Here is an 18,573-nt window from a genome sequence, read left to right on the forward strand (position 1 = left end):
AAAGAAAATTATGATTAAAACATTTATAGAAAGACCTGTATTGTCTACAGTTATTTCCATTATTATCGTCCTTTTGGGGATATTGGGAATCATGACATTACCGGTTACAACCTATCCAGATATTGCACCACCAACGGTTCAGATTAGAGCCAACTATCCAGGTGCAAACGCTGAAACGGTTCTTCGTTCGGTAATTATTCCGATTGAGGAGCAAGTGAACGGGGTTGAGGGGATGACTTATATTTCTTCTACTGCAAGTAACAACGGTTCGGCATCTATTACAGTTTATTTTGAACAAGATATTGACCCAGATTTAGCGGCGGTAAACGTTCAAAACCGTGTGGCAAGAGCTAACGCGATTCTACCAAGTGAGGTTACTCAGAGTGGTATTACTACACAGAAACAACAGTCGAGTTCACTGATGTTTATGACCTTCTATTCAGAGAATGACGATTTCGATGCTAGTTATCTTCAAAACTACTTAGACATTAATGTTGTTCCAGAGTTGAAAAGGATTAATGGTGTAGGTGAGGCGCAGGTTTATGGTTCTAAGACTTACTCTATGAGAGTATGGTTGAACCCAGAAAAAATGGCGGCTTATGGAATCGTTCCTTCGGATGTTTCAGCAGCGATTAATAGCCAGAGTTTGGAGGCTGCAGCTGGTTCTGTGGGAGAAAATAGTAATCAATCTTTTGAGTACGTAATTCGTTATTCAGGAAAGTTTGATGAGGTAGAACAATACAAAAACATTGTAATTAAGTCGATTGGTAATGGTCAGTTTTTAAGATTAAAAGACGTTGCTAATATCGAATTAGGGTCGCTTGCTTATACAGCTGGTTCTGCCTTTAATGGTAACCCTGCGGTGAGTATGGGTATTAGCCAAACACCAGGTTCGAACGCACAAGAGATTATTGACAATATTAAATCTTACTTAGAAACTTCGGTTTCACCTAACTTGCCAGAAGGAATCAACTATCAAATTAACTATGATACCAACGAATTCCTTGAGGCATCGATTCAAAAAGTAATCACGACTTTATTAGAAGCCTTCGTGTTGGTGTTCTTGGTGGTTTATATCTTCTTACAAGACTTTAAATCTACCTTAATTCCTGCGATTGCAGTACCGGTTTCGATTATTGGTACATTCTTCTTCTTGAATTTATTTGGTTATACCATCAACTTATTGACATTATTCGCATTGATTCTCGCCATTGGTATTGTGGTCGATGACGCGATTGTTGTGGTGGAAGCCGTGCACGCTAAACTTGAGCATACCACGCATAATGCTAAAAATGCGACCATAGAAGCGATGCACGAGATTACAGGTGCGATTATTACGATTACGATTGTAATGGCGGCGGTATTCGTTCCGGTGACCTTCATTACAGGACCAACGGGAGTTTTCTACGAACAGTTTGGTATTACCCTAATGATTGCGATTGCGATTTCAGCTGTTAACGCATTAACTTTAAGTCCAGCTTTGTGTGCGGTATTCTTAAAACCAACTCAATACAGCAAGGAATACGAAGAGAAAAACTGGTTACAGAAATTCTTCCATAAGTTCAACATTGCTTTCAACGCAGGAACAAGAAGATATGCTAAAACCTTTACTTTCTTTATTCGTCATAGATGGGTAACTATTTTAATGTTAATCTTAGCGGGTGTTACTATTTACTTTGCTAATGCTAATATGCAAACAGGTTTCGTACCTAACGAAGATAGAGGTATTGTGATGTTCAACGTAGACTTACCATCGAGTGCAACGCGTGAGCGTACAGAAATCGCGATGAAAGAGTTTACCGAAAAAGCAAATCAATTACCAGGTGTACACAGTGTTACAGCGATTTCAGGATTTAGTATTATGAATGGTTCGGGTGGTAACTACGGATTCGGTTTCGTTAAGTTAGATCCATTCGATGAAAGAAATACAGATGAAACTCAAATTAACGCGATTGTAGGAAGATTGTTTGGTGTGGGTGCTACGGTAGCCGATGCGAATATGATTTTCTTTACGCCTCCAAGTATTCAAGGATTTGGTGCGAGTTCAGGGGTTGAATTCTCGTTAATTGATAAATCAGGTGGAGACTTAGAAAACCTAGATGAGGTAGCTAAAAACTTTAGTTATGCCTTGAGTCAACGTCCAGAAATGCAGTATGCACAAACTTCGTTTAACATTAATTTCCCTCAGTATGAAATGGATATTAACGTTCCAAGAGCTATGGAAGCAGGTGTATCTGTAAACAGTATTTTGAGTGCAATGCAAGGTTATATCGGAGGTTTATACTCGGCTAACTTTAGTAAATATGGTAAACAATATCGTGTGATGATTCAGGCGAATCCAGACGATCGTAATGATATTGGAAGTATCAACAACTTATACGTCAGAACCAACACCGGTGAAATGACACCTATTTCTCAATTCGTTGAGATGAAACGTGTATATGGTCCACAAACGGTAAATAGGTTTAACTTATTCCAATCTGCTGGATTCAACGGGGCTACCAACCCTGGATATTCAACGGGTGACGCGATTAATGTTGTGAACGAAGTGGCTAGTCAAGTATTACCAAATCAATTCGACATTATGTACTCAGGTTTAACACGTGAGGAGGTGAGTTCAGGATCTCAAGCATCTATCATTTTTGTATTGAGTTTGATTTTCGTTTACTTCTTATTATCAGCACAATATGAAAGTTATATTGTTCCGTTTAGTGTGATTTTATCATTGCCATTTGGAGTGATGGGAGCTTATTTAGGACAATGGGCATTTGGATTAGAGAACAACATTTATTTCCAAATTGCATTAATTATGTTGATCGGACTACTAGCCAAGAACGCGATTCTGATTGTAGAGTTCGCGCTTCAAAGACGTAGAATGGGTAAGAGTATTTCATTAGCTGCTATTGATGCTGCGAAAGCTCGTTTAAGACCTATTTTAATGACTTCTTTCGCGTTTATCTTTGGTATGTTACCATTGGTGTTCGCATCGGGTACAGGTGCTGTAGGAAACCGTTCTATTGCAACGGGTGCGGCTTCTGGATTGTTAATCGGAACTATATTCGGAGTGATTGTAATTCCAGTATTATTCGTGATTTTCCAGAAAATACAAGAGAGAATCGTTCCTATTAAGTTCGATTTATATGAAGAACAAATGAAAAAACAAGAGAATGAACAATAATTGGATAAAATATAGTTTCATCGCGTTTGCTGCTCTATTCTTACAGTCTTGTCTTTCTGTGCAAGAGTATAAAAGAGCAGAGGATATTGAAAAAGAAGCTTATTATAGAACAGATCGTCTTCCTCAGGATAGCGTTTCGATAGCAGATTTCAGCTATACCGAGATTTTTAAAGACAGTTTATTGCAGAAATACATAAGTCAAGGTTTGGAAAACAACCTTGACATTAGAATAGCTTTACAAAATATTGCTACTTCTGAAGCTTATGTAAGACAGTCTAAAGCTGCTTATTTACCGACGTTGAGCGGAGGTCCTAATGTAAGTTGGGGAACACCATCTTTAAACTCTCAGCAAGGTATGATGCTAGACGAGAGAAAATGGTCTACGCAGTATGGTCTTGGAATTAATTCAAGCTGGGAGGCTGATATTTGGGGTAAATTAAAGAGTGCAGAAAAAGCGCAATATGCTATGTACTTACAATCTGTAGCTGGTCATCAGGCGGTTAAATCAAGAATTGTTAGTGGAATTGCTTCTTTATATTTCCAATTATTGGCATTAGATGAGCAACACAGAACAACTTCTGAAAGCATTAAACTTCAATTAGAAAGTTTAGAAACGACTAAGGCCTTAAAAGAAGCTGGTCAGGTAACGGAAGTGGCTGTTCAGCAAACAGATGCATTGGCATTAAACTACCAAGCGAGGTTAGTTGAAATTGAAAATTCAATTAAAATTGTTGAAAATCAGTTGTCTTATTTAATGGGTGAAACGCCTCAAGCCATCAAGAGAACGAATATAGAAAGTCAATTTATTCCATCTGAATTAAAAACAGGATTTGCGGTAGATTTACTAAGAAATCGTCCAGATGTTATGGCAGCAGAGTATGCGTTAATTTCATCATTTGAACAAACGCAAGTGGCTAGATTGAGCATGTATCCTTCTTTAAATTTATCTTTAGGAGCAGGTTTACAAGCATTAGAAATTGAGGATTTCTTCTCAGCGAGTTCATTCTTTGCTAATATTATGGGAGGTTTAACGCAACCAATATTCCAACAAAGAAGATTAAAAACTCAAAAAGAGGTGAGTGAAATTGCTCAAGAAAGAGCTTTATTAGACTTCAAGAAATCTTTATTATCAGCAAGTAACGAAGTTTCTAATGCTTTACAGATTTACGGAAGTCAAGATGAAATCATAGCTTTAAAAACCAAAGAATACGAGAATTATAGCCGTGCAACGGAATACTCTCAAGAGTTACTAAACTATGGTATGGCGAATTATCTAGAAGTAATTACAGCACAACAAAGTGCCTTGAATGCTAAGTTAGCAGAAATCAATGCTAAGTACACAAAATTAACTGCAATGGTTGATTTGTATAGCGCTCTAGGTGGAGGTTGGAAATAAAAATACCATTTTTCTATTTTATAATTTTTAATTTGAATCCCTAGTGCTTTACTAGGGATTTTTTTTGTATTAAACTTTAAAATTTTATGAATCCTGCAAAGTTTTTGACAATCTATCAGAAGATATTGTATTTTTGAATTCCATTCAATTAATACTTAACAATCTAAACCAAGAAAAATATGTCAGGAATTATAGGTTACATAGGAAAAGGAGAGGCTTTTCCGGTTTTATTACATGGATTAAATCGTTTCGAATTTCGTGGGTATGATAGCGTGGGAACAGGAACCATCTCAAATGGTGAGTTTGAATTTCATAAACACGCAGGAAAATTAAAAGATCTAAAAGAAAAATTAGGTGATAATACGCCAAAAGGGCACATAGGTATTGCGCACTCTAGATGGGCAACACACGGAATTTCGAATCAACTAAATTCGCATCCACATGTTTCTAATTCTGGTAGACTAGCCATTGTACATAAAGGGATTGTTGAGAACTATGCGAGTTTAAAAGAAAAATTAGTTGAAGAAGGATATAAATTTCATACTGAAACAGATACAGAAGTTTTAATCAACTGGATTGAGCATATTCAAAAAGAAGGTGATTTAAATCTTCTAGAAGCAATTCAAGTTGCCATGAATCAAGTGGTTGGAGCTTATTCTTTAATCGTTATCGATAAAGAAGAAAATGCTATGTATGCTGTAAGAAAAGGAGCTCAGTTGGTGATTGGAGTTGATAAAGATGCCTATGTAGTAGCAACCGATTCTGCACCGTTGAGTACGCTTACCGATGAGGTAATTTACATGGAAGAGAAAGATGTTTATCGTTTAGCACATGGAGAAGAAATCAAGGTTCTAAACTTAGATAATATCACCAAAACTCCAATAATTGAAAAGTTAGAAGAAGCCTTAGAGACCATTGAAAAAGATGGTTATGATCACTTCATGTTGAAAGAGATCTACGAACAACCTCAAATGATTATTGATTCATTCCGTGGACGAATGAATGCTAGTGAAGGTTGGGTACGTTTAGGTGGTGTAAATGAGTATAGAAATAAGCTAAATAAAACCAAAAGAATGATCTTTGGTGCTTGTGGTACTTCTTGGCATGCTGCTTTGGTTGGAGAGTATTTAATCGAGGAATTAGCTCGAATTCCAGTGGAAGTGGAGTACGCGTCTGAGTTCCGTTACAGAAACCCAATTATTGATGGTGATGATGTATTTGTTGCGATTTCACAATCTGGGGAAACAGCCGATACGATTGCTGCAATAGAGTTGGCGAAAGAAAATCAAGCTTTAATTTATGGTATTTGTAACTCAGTAGGTTCTACAATTTCTAAAATGTCTCATGCTGGATCTTATACGCATGCAGGTCAAGAGATAGGAATTGCATCTACCAAGGCCTTTACCACTCAGGTTGTTATTTTAACTTTAATGGCATTGCAATTAGCAGATTATAAAGGTAATTTATCTAAAACTCAGTTAAATGCAACATTGTTTGAGTTAGAGCAAATTCCAGAAAAGATTAGAAAAATTTTAAAACTAGATGATGAGATTAAAGCGATTGCAAAAGAATATCACCAAGCGAATAATTTCTTATTCTTAGGTCGTGGTGCTTGTTATCCTATTGCTTTAGAGGGAGCTTTAAAATTAAAAGAGATTTCTTATATCCATGCAGAGGGCTATCCAGCAGCTGAAATGAAACACGGACCTATTGCATTGATTGATGAAAATATGCCTGTTGTAGTGGTAGCAAATAATGATTCTGCTTACGAGAAAATCGTATCTAATATTCAAGAAGTGAAAGCGCGTAAAGGAAAAGTTATTGCTATTGTGAATGAAGGAGATACAGTGATTAAGGGAATTGCAGATCACGTGATTGAAATACCAGCGACTTTAGAGATTTTCGCTCCTTTAGTTTCAGTGGTTCCATTGCAATTATTAGCTTACCATATTGCTGTTTGGAGAGGTGCAGATGTGGATAATCCAAGAAACTTAACTAAATCAGTTACAGTAGAATAAAATAAATTAATAAAAATAAAAAAGCCTTCTTGCATGCGTAAGAAGGCTTTTTTTTGACTGTATATTTTTAAACTTTAAAGTCCTTTACAAATATTCTTCACGATGCCGGGTCCTTCGTAGATAAACCCAGTATAAACCTGAAGTAAACTTGCACCAGCTTCTAATTTTTCTTTAGCATCCTCTGCATTGAAAATTCCTCCCACACCAATGATAATCAACTTACCCTTTGATTGCGTATGAAGATATTTTATCACTTCTGTACTTCGTTGAGTTAAAGGTTTTCCACTAACCCCACCTGCTTCTGAAACGACTTTAGGATCTCCCATTAAGCCCTCTCTAGCAATAGTAGTATTGGTAGCAACAATTCCATTTAGGTTTAAATTCAAAGCAATTTCTATAATATCATCTAATTGACTTTGGCTTAAGTCTGGAGCGATTTTAAGCAATATAGGACGAGCTTTACCTAATTCTGTGTTGATGAGTTGCAAACGAGATAATAATCGTTGTAGTGGCTCTTTTTCTTGTAGTTCGCGCAAGTTGGGAGTGTTGGGGCTGCTTACATTTACCACAAAATAATCTACATAATCGTACAATTTACGAAAGCAATATTCATAATCATCTATGGCTCTTTCGTTCGGTGTAGTTTTATTTTTCCCAATATTTCCGCCTACAATAATGTCTGATTTTCTCTTTTTCAATCTTTCTACCGCAGCATCAACTCCCTCATTATTAAATCCCATACGATTGATTAATGCTTCATCGCTAGGAAGTCTAAATAAGCGTGGTTTATCATTCCCAGCTTGTGGTTTCGGGGTTAAGGTTCCGATTTCTACATAGCCAAAACCTAATTTAGCTAAATCATCTATATACTTGGCATCCTTGTCAAACCCAGCAGCAAGTCCAATCGGGTTTTTAAATTTTAAACCCCATAATTCTCTGTTCAATGATTTTTTATCAAACGAAAATTGACTTTTAATAATAGGACTGAAAAGAAAAGAACTTCCCCAAGTGTGGAGTTTATTCATGACCCAATGATGCGCTTCTTCTGGATCTTTTTTAAACAATAATTTCTTGATGAGTGGATACATAGCCTGAAAGAGTCAAAAATACAAATCTAGGTTGATATCTGCATCCTAAATTTCAATATCCTTTTAATTCTTTGATTCGGTTATTTTCCTTATTTTAGAAATCTCAAATTTTGAACAGTTTTAATTTTATTTTAAAGTAGAAAAGGCTTTGCAAATAGATTAAAATTTATGTTTATTAGATTTAAACTTCACCTTAAAAATTAGCATAAAACTTATAAATTACCCTAAAATATGACCCAAGAAAAAGCACTGGCTATATTGAAATCAGGACGGAATGTTTTCCTTACAGGTTCGGCAGGAACCGGGAAAACCTATGTCTTAAATCAATATATCAAATACCTACAAGAAAGGAGAGTGCCAGTGGCTATTACGGCCAGTACAGGGATTGCGGCCACGCATATGAACGGAATGACGATTCATGCTTGGTCTGGTATTGGTGTTCGGGATCATATGACGCTACGTCATTTGCAGACTTTAAAGACTAAAAAGTACATGCAAAATAAGATGGATGAGGTGGCGGTTCTTATTATCGATGAGATCTCTATGTTACATCTTAAGCAGTTCTCTATGGTAGATGAGGTTTTGCAATATTTCAAAGGGAATAATCTGCCTTTTGGGGGAATTCAAGTGGTTTTTTCTGGAGATTTTTATCAGTTGCCTCCCATTGGTGAGCATCACGAAACTTCTAAAGACAAGTTCTGTTTTATGTCTAATTCTTGGGTGAGAGCCAATTTGCATGTTTGTTATTTAACCAAGCAGTTTCGTCAGACAGAAAACGAGTTAAATTTTGTATTGAATGAAATAAGAAATGGCGAAATGAGCCAATCTGTAGTGCAATTGCTTGAGGAAAAAGTGCAAGAAAGTATGTACGAGGATGAGGAGATTTTCCCTCAATTATATACTCACAATGCTGATGTGGATAGAATTAACGAATTTAAAATCAAAGAATTAGATTCTAAGCCTAAGAAATTTAAAGGTAAAGCATCTGGTAACAAAGTTCTATGCGAAACCATGGTGAAAAGTATTCTTGCGCCAGAATTATTAGAGTTGAAGATAGGAGCGGAGGTGATGTTTGTTAGAAATAATTGGGAAGAAGGTTATTTCAATGGAACATTAGGAACGGTGAGGGAATTCAGCGAAAATGGTTTTCCTTTGGTTGAAACCCGCGATGGAGATTGGATTGAGGCCAAATCCGAAACTTGGAAGGTAGATGATGAACAGGGCAAAACCTTGGCTTCGTTTACTCAGATTCCATTGCGTTTGGCTTGGGCGATTACAGTTCATAAAAGTCAGGGTATGACCTTAGATGCCGCCACTATTGATTTAAGAAAAACCTTTGAAAAAGGACAAGGTTATGTGGCTTTATCGCGACTAAGAGACATGAAGGGGCTGCGACTAAAAGGCGTAAATCCTATGGTGATGCAATTAGATGAATTGGCTCGAAAGGCAGATAAACGTTTTATGGAATTATCCCAAGAGATTGATTTTAACCTTCATACATCTGATTTAGAGAAAGACTTTGATTCGTTTGTGGTGAGAAATGGAGGAACGATTGATAAACGAGAGATTAAAAAGGTTAAAGAGAAAAAGAAGTTAAAAGCTTCTAATAAATCCAAAGTTCCTACACATTTAATTACCAAAGAGCTTTTAGACGAAGGCATGAATTTAAAGGAAATTGCCGAAGAAAGAGGATATGTTGAGAGCACGATTTTAGGACATTTCTTTAAAATTAAATTAGAATTCCCTGAAACAGATTTTTCTGTATTAAAGCCAGAAGATGAGGTGATTAAGCGTGTTCAAGAGGCTCTAGATAAATCAGATGAGGATAAAGAAAACACTTCGCTGAAATATCTTTATGAAGCCAATAATGCCGAAATAACCTATGATAAAATCAGGCGGGCTTTATTGTTCATTAAATAAACGTGTATAAAAAAAATCCCAATCGATTTAATCAATTGGGATCTTATATTTTTAAATCTTAAGGCTTAAGAAAGGCTGTCTTCATATGCTTTCCAACCTTGCTGGCGATATTCTTCGGTAGCTGCAACGGGATCATTGGCTTTATAAATTCCGCGTCCTACAATCATAAAGTCCGTTAGGTACTCAGAGAATACCTTCTTAGGCGTGTTGTATTGTTGTCCTTTGCTATCGCCTTTTTTGTCTATGTTAACGCCAGGCGTCAATAACAATAAATCATCTGGAACTTGTCTTTGAGCTACTACTGCGAATACATCCGCTGATTTTTGAGCAATATTTAATGCTTTAGAAACATAATAATCATCGGTTAAAGCACCTGCAGAAGACATTTCTACAATGGCTACAACACCAGTTGGTTCAAAAACGTCAAAGCTTTTTTCTCCAGCAATAGGGTGTGCTGTTACCATATCAACCCAATCTGCAAAACGGTAAACACCTTGTTTGAACTGTAATTCTTGGGTATTTCCAATATCAGCGAATTTTCTATCCTCAAATAATAAGAAGTCCTTTTCTCTTGCAATAGTTCTTAGTTCAGTGACTAAATCCCAACTAAAATCAGTGATGATATCTGAATGTAATTTTAAGGCAACAATTTTATCTCCAATTCCTTTAGCTAAATTGATTAACTCTAGGGAACTCACAACATCTGCCGAGGCAATTAAGTTAGATTTTTTACGTAACGCAATGTCAATCATGTTTTTACCTACAGGATGCTGAACTTCTTTATCTTGTAGAGGGGTTCTTTTTCTGCTAGGAGCTTGTGGAGGCATACTTAAGAAATCCTTGATTTTCTTTACTTCTCCTTCATCCAATCTTTTGTATTTGAATAAAATATCAATTACCTCGTTAATGGTAAATAAGGTATGAACATTATATCCTTTTTCTTCTAATCGCTGAATACCACCTTGTTCTCTGTCTAATACAACAACCAAATCGGTAACAACTAAACCTTCTTTTTCAACTTCGTCGATGGTTTCTACCAAACTTTTACCGCTGGTAATTACGTCCTCTACCAACAAACAATTTTGTCCATCGTGAAAAACACCTTCCAACATGCGTTTTGTTCCATAGCCTTTGTTTTCCTTTCTTTTAATGATCAAAGGAATCCCACTTTCTAAGGACATTGTGGTCGCCATAGGCAAAGCGGCATAAGGAACGCCACAAATCAGTTCAAGTTTTGAATTATCAACCAATTGCAATAAATTGTTTGACAATGTTTTTAATAATTGTGGGCTAGATGCTAGCGGTCTTAAATCCACATAAAAAGGAGATTCAATACCACTTTTAAGGGTGAAACTTCCAAATTTAATAATTCCGAGTTCGTAGGCTTTTAATAAAAAATCTTCGCGTGCTTGCATGTTGTTGAATTAAATTGTCATGATGAAAATAAAAATCTTTCTGCTGACAAATTTTGTGCAAAGTTAAGGCAATTCATCCTCTTTTGCTATGATATTTAATTCAATTTTTAAATAAACAAAATAGGTCACCAAACCTTTGAGTGGTGACCTGTTTGTATGAGATTTACATCACAATTCTAATGAGAATCATTAAATAGACGATAATTTAGAAGTATAACATCTTTCTACCTTCTACCCTAGACTTTCTACTAAAATCAATTTCTAAAAACAACAAAATCCTTCCAATCATGTTCCTTCACAGGGAATTCTTGATCTGTTTTTCCTAAGTAGAAAAGTCCTAAGCAATTTTCGTTTTCCTCCAACGATAAATAATCGTCTAAATGTCTCACTAAGCCGGGCGTACTCCAATAACCACCCATTCCCAATTCGGTTGCTTTCAACCATAAATTCTGAACCGACATGGCAATTGCAGCATGCTCTTCCCACTCCGGAACGGATTGTGAAATGTGATGCACAATACAAATCATAACTTGAGATTGATCAACTTTTTCTTGAATAGATTTCATTTTATTCTCAATAAATTTTTCAGGATCTGTGGTTTCTTTATAAACAGAAGCCAATTTTTCACCCAAGGCATTTTTAGCTTCGCCTGTAAAAACATGAAAACGCCAAGGTCTTGTTTTCTTATGATTCGGTGCAAAAGCCGTAACGGATAATAAGGCTTCTAACTCTTCCTGCGTAATCTTTTCTTGGTTATAATCTTTTGGATACGTGCTTTTTCTGGATTTTATGATGTTATCTAATGAGTTCATTTTTTATTTAATTTAATAAAGTTGAAATATACGGAAAATTGGAGCAGTCAGCTGAGTAGAAAGTCAGAAGTAGAAAGAGGTTTTTACAGTTCCCAGTTCACGGTTCGCAGTTCAGGATTTTTCGTTGCAAAGCTGACTTGCCAAAAAGATTTATACTTAGTCCAAAATCTCTTTCCAACGCTAGACCCTGAATCAAGTTCAGGGTGACGCTTCGTGTCCAATTTTTTCGTTTAAGCAATTTTTAATCAACTTTAAGCTACAATTAAACTACTTTAAACAACCTTTAATCCACCACCATCAAATTACAACCTCGTAAATCTGAATGATCTAATCGCCCAAGAATTTCTAATTGATTTTCTGAATGAAATCGTCCTAAATCGTCGGTCGCAATAAAACTACAAGAGTTTATATTAGCAAAATCAATCACGTTGATTCCACCCGACATTCTTGGATCAACATATGAAAGTGGATCTTCCTTGTCTCGTAATAAAATTTTCATCCAAGGTGGCGTTTCAAAAAGACCATTTTTTCTGGCGTAAGCTTGTGACAGTAATTCGGTCATGCCATATTCCGATTGAATTTGCTCAACTTGAAATTCATCCTTCAAGAAAGCATGTAATTCTGGACGAGTTAGTTCTGCTCGCCTTCCTTTCATACCGCCCGTTTCCATAATGATTAGGTCAGATAGATCTTGTGGATGTTGTTCTGCAAAGTCCATTAAGGCAAATGAAACTCCAATGAGAATAAGTTTTTTGTCTTTTGGAGCATTTTTGATGTCTTCGGCCAACTGTTGATGATCGTAGAGATAATAAGATTTATTTTCTTGACCGGTTTTCTGCATCCAAATATCTGCCATTTCAATCAAAGAAGAACCTTTTCTTTCGGCATATGCAGGTAGAAGTGGAAAAACAATATAATCCTTGAAATCACCATAAAAGTATTCAAAACTCGCATCCAATTGTTGATGATAGATGCTTAAATCAGTAATATGATGATAGCTCGTAAGCGTTCCGGTAGTGCCCGAACTGCTAAAAGTTTTCTCAATATCTCCTTTACTTGAGACAACCTTAAACTCTTTGAAAAAAGAAATAGGAATAAAAGGAATTTCTTCTATACTAGCGATAGAATCAACTTTTGTCCCTAAATGAGAAAGAAATTTTTTGTACACCGAATTGTGTTCCGCTTGAAATCTAAAAATCTCTAAAGCTTTTGTTGTAAACTCGGCAGGAGTAAAATTTCTAAATAAATCTTTGGCATCAAACATTCGGCAAAGATATAGATTTAGTTTGCTGATATATATACTTCAAATTAAAATGGAACATAGGATGGATAGGAGTAAGGATAATTTGTTGAAAATGCCCTTGTAAATAATAGTGTATAGAGGATATAATTTTTATCTTTGAACACGTTTAAATACGTTAATAATTCAATCCAATTTTATGTCAACATTCGTAGTAGTAGGTCTCCAGTGGGGCGACGAAGGAAAAGGAAAAATCACCGATGTTTTATCTGCAAAATCAGATTATGTTGTTCGCTTCCAGGGAGGTAACAATGCTGGACACACTGTTTATGTAGGAAAAGACAAATTCGTTTTACACTTATTGCCATCTGGCGTTTTACAATGTAAAGGGAAATGTATTTTAGGAAACGGTGTCGTGATCGATCCAAAAGCATTTTTAGAAGAAACACAAGCTTTAGAAGAAAAAGGTCAATCTACAGACCACGTTTTTATTAGTCGTCGTGCGCATATCATTATGCCTTACCACATTTTATACGATACCTACCGCGAAGAAGCTGCAGGAACAGATAAAATTGGAACAACGAAACGCGGTATCGGTCCTTGTTATGAGGATAAAGTGGCTCGTGTAGGTATTAGAGCTATCGATCTATTAAATCCAGAAGTTTTAAAAGAAAAATTAAAAATCAACATCGAGATTAAAAATGCAATTTTTGAGAAATTGTATAACAAGCCTCCTATGGATTTTGATGAAATTTATCAACAATGCTTGGAGTACGGCGATATCTTAAAGGATAGAATTATTTATACCGAAAGAGAATTAAATGATGCTATCGACGAAGGTAAAAATGTTTTATTCGAAGGAGCACAGGCTTTAATGCTAGATATTGATTTTGGTACGTATCCATTCGTTACCTCTTCATCTCCTTCTACAGGTGGTGTTTGTATCGGTGCGGGAGTTCCACCTAATAAATTACAACACTTGATTGGTGTAGCAAAAGCTTACTGTACACGTGTTGGTAATGGTCCGTTCGTAACTGAGTTAGACGATGAGGTTGGCGAAAGAATTAGAACCATTGGTCATGAATTTGGAGCAACAACAGGTCGCCCAAGAAGAAGTGGTTGGTTGGATTTAGTCGCTTTACGCCATGCTTGTATGATCAACGGAATTACGCATTTAGTGATTACTAAATTAGATGTTTTGAGCGGTTTCGATAAAATTAAAGTTTGTACAGCTTACAAAACAGAGGACAATCAAGAAATCGATTACTTCACATCATCAACAACAAAACTAGACTTATACGAGCCTGTATATGCAGAAGTTGATGGTTGGCAAGAAGATATTACTAAGATTAACTCGTTTGACGAATTACCAGAAAACGCACAGAAATATATCAAGTTTATCGAAGACTATTTAGGCATCGAGGTTTATTTAGTATCAGTAGGACCAGATAGAAGCCAAAATATTATTAGAAAGGAATTGTTCTAAGTGATGTAGTTTAAAAGTTGGTTAATCAGTTTAAAATAGTTTAATGTCAAAAATTAAACATTTTGAGGATTTAGAAACTTGGCAATTAGCAAGAGAGTTGTCATTATCTATATATCGATTAACCAAAACATTTCCGAACGAATTTGAATTGGTTTCTCAGATGAGAAGGTCGGCTCTTTCTGTTATGGACAACATAGCAGAGGGATTCGAAAGAGGAGGAAAGACAGAGTATATACAGTTTCTATATTTGGCAAAAGGTTCTTGTGGTGAATTGCGTTCTCAGCTTTATTCGGCATTAGATAGGGAACACTTGAGTCAGGAAGATTTTGAGCAATATCGTAAAAGATGCATTAAAATTTCTGTCAAATTGAGCAATATGATAACTCAATTAAAGAACTCACCTCATTCGGGAGATAAATTCAAATAAAACAATTTTAAACCATCATTAAGCAATTTTTAAATAAATTTAAACTACTTCAATATGAGTAATAAATACGAAAACCCCTTAGTATCTAGATATGCGAGTGCAGAAATGCTTTTTAACTTTTCTCCGGATAAGAAATTCGGGACTTGGAGAGAGCTTTGGATTGCTTTAGCAGAAATTCAAAAAGACTTAGGTTTAGATATTTCTCAAGAACAAATAGACGAACTTAAAGCGAATGTAGACAACATCGATTATGAGGTTGCTGCTAAGTACGAAAAAGAATTCCGTCATGATGTAATGGCTCACGTACATACCTACGGAGACGTTGCGCCAAAAGCAAAAGCAATCATTCACTTAGGTGCTACTTCTGCATTTGTGGGTGACAACACAGACTTAATCCAGTTGAGAGACGGGATGCAATTGGTGAAGAAAAAGCTAATCAACGTAATGGCTGGTTTGGCCAAATTCGCCAAAGAATATAAAGACCTTCCAACTTTAGGATTCACACATTACCAACCAGCGCAGTTAACAACGGTAGGTAAGCGTGCAACGCTTTGGTTACAAAGTGTTTTAATGGATTTTGAGGAATTAGAATTTAGATTAGAAACCTTAAGATTCCGTGGCGTTAAAGGAACAACTGGAACTGCAGCAAGTTTCAAGGAGTTATTTAATGGAGATTATACCAAAGTTAAAGACTTAGACAGAAGACTTTCAGAGCGTTTTGGATTCAAAAATGTATTTGGCGTAACAGGTCAAACATACGATAGAAAAGTGGACGCTGAGGTGATGGCATTGCTTTCAAACATTGCACAATCTGCACATAAATTCTCAAACGATATCCGTTTGTTACAGAATTTAAAAGAGATCGAAGAGCCATTCGAGAAAAACCAAATCGGTTCATCTGCCATGGCTTACAAGCGAAATCCAATGCGTTGCGAGCGAATCGGAGCTTTGGCTAAATTCGTAATGACGATCGGTCGTGGATCTGATTTAGTAGCAGCTACACAATGGTTTGAGAGAACCTTAGATGACTCTGCTAACAAGCGTTTAACGATTCCTCAGGCATTTTTAGCCATTGATTCTATCCTTGGAATCTGGGTGAATGTTTTAGACGGTTTAGTAGTTTACGAAAAGATGATTGCTAAGCATATCAACGACGAATTACCATTCATGGCAACTGAATACATGATTATGGAAGGCGTTAAAAATGGAGGAGACCGTCAGGAATTACACGAAATCATCCGTGTTCACTCAATGGAAGCAGCGAAACAAGTTAAAATAGAAGGTAAGCCAAACGATTTGGTAGAGCGTATTTTAGCTGATGATAGCTTCCCGATAGACAAAGTAAAAATGCAAGAAGTTATGGACCCAATGAACTTCATTGGTTTCGCTCCAATCCAAACAGAGGAGTTTTTAGCAAACGAGATTCAACCTATTCTTGACCAAAATCAAGACTTAATCGGAATGGATTTTAAACTAAAAGTATAAAACACATTCAGTTTTAAATAAATAAGAAAAGCCTTGGAAGGATTTCCAAGGCTTTTTCTTTTCAGTCAATTGGTAGTATTAAAGTTAATTAAGAATCAATTTTCTGCACAGCGCTACCGTCGCTCACTTTAGTTTCTGGCTCGCCTTTTCTATAATAAACATAGCTCTTACTTCCCTGAATATCAATCTTCTCGCTACTATCCACTACAACTTGGCAACCATCACCTTCCACAATCACTTCACTTGCATCTCCAGCACCATGAACCACTATATTATTTCCCTTTACAATCAGTTTTTCACCATTTAGAGAGACGCTTTCCTCCTTGTTGTCACCTTCAATCACAATGCTTCCATCTGGCTGCGCAACTACCTCTACGGCTTCTTTTTCAACTTTCTTCATCTCATCTTGTGCGAAGCCCATAACACCTAATCCTACTAAACTTACTGATAACAATAATTTTTTCATTTCTTCTGTTTTTATGAATTAATAATTCAAAGGTGGGCATCCTAAAACTTAATTTCTGCTAAAGAATTGTGAATTAACTTGAGTTCAACAGAAATCGCTAATAAAGACTAAATCTTACCAAAAACTTAGCATTTCTTATCTAATAATTAAGAAAACTATTCGTTTCTGCGTGAAATTGGGCCAAAATGAGGTAAATGTAATAAGATGTATTTGGGCGGTTTAACGGGCTATCCGCTGTATCTAATTTGTAGATTGCTACAAAATAAACGACGAAAAAGGAGTTTGCACTCAGGTGCTCCACTCTTTTTCGCCGTATTTTGTTTTAGCAATCCACGGCATTAGATGCCGCTTCTATCCCTACCACGTTAGAAACTAATTTATTAATAACTTTTCTTGTATTTAACAAAATAAATTTGGATTTAGATTTTAGATTTTTGTTTTCATAATAACAATTTAAATTATATTTTTAAGAAAAATCTTTTATTTGGAGCATTATTTATGCTCATGGGAACGCTTGCATTTGCTAAGTCTATTTCAGAAAATAATGTCCATGATGTAAAACAGGAAACAATTTGGATGGAAGTAGTTGGAGATTGCGTAGTTACAGTTTATGGAGTGGATAGGTTTGGTAATAGAACTGGAACTAAACATACATTCGTATTCGCCGATGTTGAATCACAAGAAGAATGTGATCGTTTGGCTAGAAATCTGAAAAGAATTTTGTCAACATAACAACTTGTAATTTCTAAAATTTCTTCTAATTTTTGGATAATCATAATAGTAAAATTATATGAAAGCAATAATTATCTATTTACTTGGTAGTATTAGTTTGATAGCTCAAAGTTTTGATTTATTAGCTACCTACACACTTGAACTAAATACTGATTTTCCTAATTCTCACACGACATCATTATTTATAAATTCGAACGAAAATATTTCTTATTATATTTTAGATTTCGGAGGAATTAAAGAGAATGAGTTTAATGAAGACTCCAATGAAATTATTGTGAGATCCAAAAACACTGACAATCTATTGATTTATAATAAACTAAATGAATTTATTATCTCCCAAGAGTTAACTTTTAATGATTCCTTTTGGGTGAAAGAAAGTCTTAGTTTTGATTGGGAGATCAGCAATGAAACCAAAGAATCTGATGGCTATGTAATGCAGAAAGCAACTACAACTTTTAGAGGAAGAGACTACATCGCTTGGTTTACCAAAGAAATTCCTATTCCTATGGGGCCTTATAAATTTTATGGTTTGCCAGGTTTAATATTAGAAATTTATGATACAGATAATATTTATCATTGGACGATTACAAAAATTGAAGAAAACAAAACAATAGCTTCAAATAATTTATATCCTGAGCATCATGATTTTCTAAGCATGAAACAGTTCGTAGAAAAAAAAGAGAATTCTGATAACCAAATCGATGCTAGCATTATCAGTAGGTTGCCCAAAGGTGCAAATTTAAAAAGTGTTAAGTCCAGCACTATGCCTGTGGAACGAAAGGGAATTGAAATCAAATTTGAGTGGGAGGAAGATTAAAAGCTTTAATCTTAAATACTTAGAAGATGTTTCTTTTATATTATATAGAAGAGAAATCTTTCTTTAATGAAAAAAATACCAAATCATTTATTG

General features: G+C 35.6%; 14 protein-coding genes. 9 read left to right on the plus strand and 5 right to left on the minus strand.

Features of this window, described 5'->3' with window-relative positions:
- Positions 1–10: 10 nt before the first annotated feature.
- From NLM59_RS06210 to glmS, 3 genes are all read left to right on the plus strand, one after another.
- The gene (locus tag NLM59_RS06210; protein WP_304416886.1) at positions 11–3,178 is read left to right on the plus strand and encodes an efflux RND transporter permease subunit; all 3,168 of its coding nucleotides are present in this window, start codon (positions 11–13) and stop codon (positions 3,176–3,178) included.
- Positions 3,168–4,574: a TolC family protein gene (locus tag NLM59_RS06215; RefSeq protein WP_304416887.1), complete on the plus strand. Its 1,407-nt coding sequence runs from the start codon at positions 3,168–3,170 to the stop codon at positions 4,572–4,574. The genes NLM59_RS06210 and NLM59_RS06215 overlap by 11 nt, the downstream gene beginning before the upstream one ends.
- Positions 4,575–4,753: 179 nt before the next feature.
- Positions 4,754–6,592: a glutamine--fructose-6-phosphate transaminase (isomerizing) gene (gene glmS / locus NLM59_RS06220; protein ID WP_304416888.1), complete on the plus strand. Its 1,839-nt coding sequence runs from the start codon at positions 4,754–4,756 to the stop codon at positions 6,590–6,592.
- Between the two features lie 74 nt (positions 6,593–6,666).
- Here the strand turns inward: glmS and NLM59_RS06225 are convergent, their stop codons facing one another.
- Positions 6,667–7,680 carry a quinone-dependent dihydroorotate dehydrogenase gene (locus NLM59_RS06225; RefSeq protein WP_304416889.1) on the minus strand — a complete coding sequence of 338 codons (1,014 nt, stop codon included), beginning with the start codon at positions 7,678–7,680 and terminating at the stop codon, positions 6,667–6,669.
- Positions 7,681–7,911: 231 nt separating this feature from the next.
- Here NLM59_RS06225 and NLM59_RS06230 point away from each other — a divergent pair, with 231 nt between their 5' ends.
- Positions 7,912–9,600 (plus strand): AAA family ATPase, encoded by a 1,689-nt coding sequence (locus tag NLM59_RS06230; RefSeq protein ID WP_304416890.1) that lies wholly within the window; start codon positions 7,912–7,914, stop codon positions 9,598–9,600.
- Positions 9,601–9,665: 65 nt separating this feature from the next.
- Here the strand turns inward: NLM59_RS06230 and pyrF are convergent, their stop codons facing one another.
- The 3 genes from pyrF to NLM59_RS06245 all read right to left on the minus strand — a co-directional run bounded on the left by pyrF (position 9,666) and on the right by NLM59_RS06245 (position 13,091).
- A complete protein-coding gene (gene pyrF / locus NLM59_RS06235; RefSeq protein ID WP_304416891.1) occupies positions 9,666–11,015 on the minus strand; it encodes an orotidine-5'-phosphate decarboxylase in 1,350 nt (449 codons plus the stop codon).
- Positions 11,016–11,269: 254 nt separating this feature from the next.
- Positions 11,270–11,827, minus strand: a complete 558-nt coding sequence (locus tag NLM59_RS06240; protein ID WP_304416892.1) for a nitroreductase family protein — start codon at positions 11,825–11,827, stop codon at positions 11,270–11,272.
- Between the two features lie 283 nt (positions 11,828–12,110).
- A complete protein-coding gene (locus NLM59_RS06245; protein ID WP_304416893.1) occupies positions 12,111–13,091 on the minus strand; it encodes a long-chain-fatty-acid--protein ligase in 981 nt (326 codons plus the stop codon).
- Between the two features lie 175 nt (positions 13,092–13,266).
- Here NLM59_RS06245 and NLM59_RS06250 point away from each other — a divergent pair, with 175 nt between their 5' ends.
- Genes NLM59_RS06250 through purB form a run of 3 tightly spaced genes read left to right on the plus strand, consistent with a single transcriptional unit; the run spans position 13,267 to position 16,465 of the window.
- The gene (locus NLM59_RS06250) at positions 13,267–14,553 is read left to right on the plus strand and encodes an adenylosuccinate synthase (RefSeq protein ID WP_304416894.1); all 1,287 of its coding nucleotides are present in this window, start codon (positions 13,267–13,269) and stop codon (positions 14,551–14,553) included.
- Between the two features lie 43 nt (positions 14,554–14,596).
- A complete protein-coding gene (locus NLM59_RS06255; RefSeq protein ID WP_304416895.1) occupies positions 14,597–14,980 on the plus strand; it encodes a four helix bundle protein in 384 nt (127 codons plus the stop codon).
- 54 nt (positions 14,981–15,034) lie between these two features.
- Positions 15,035–16,465 (plus strand): adenylosuccinate lyase, encoded by a 1,431-nt coding sequence (gene purB, locus NLM59_RS06260; protein ID WP_304416896.1) that lies wholly within the window; start codon positions 15,035–15,037, stop codon positions 16,463–16,465.
- An 88-nt stretch (positions 16,466–16,553) separates the two neighbouring features.
- On the opposite strand, the gene NLM59_RS06265 is transcribed toward purB, so the two are convergent.
- Complete coding sequence (locus NLM59_RS06265; RefSeq protein WP_304416897.1) at positions 16,554–16,931, minus strand: DUF3060 domain-containing protein; 378 nt, start codon at positions 16,929–16,931, stop codon at positions 16,554–16,556.
- A gap of 504 nt (positions 16,932–17,435) precedes the next feature.
- Here NLM59_RS06265 and NLM59_RS06270 point away from each other — a divergent pair.
- Both NLM59_RS06270 and NLM59_RS06275 read left to right on the plus strand, forming a co-directional pair.
- Complete coding sequence (locus NLM59_RS06270) at positions 17,436–17,663, plus strand: hypothetical protein (RefSeq protein WP_304416898.1); 228 nt, start codon at positions 17,436–17,438, stop codon at positions 17,661–17,663.
- A gap of 58 nt (positions 17,664–17,721) precedes the next feature.
- Positions 17,722–18,480 (plus strand): GLPGLI family protein, encoded by a 759-nt coding sequence (locus NLM59_RS06275; protein ID WP_304416899.1) that lies wholly within the window; start codon positions 17,722–17,724, stop codon positions 18,478–18,480.
- The last annotated feature ends 93 nt before the right edge of the window (positions 18,481–18,573 follow it).

The organism is Profundicola chukchiensis, assembly GCF_029664245.1.
Taxonomy (GTDB): domain Bacteria; phylum Bacteroidota; class Bacteroidia; order Flavobacteriales; family Weeksellaceae; genus Profundicola; species Profundicola chukchiensis.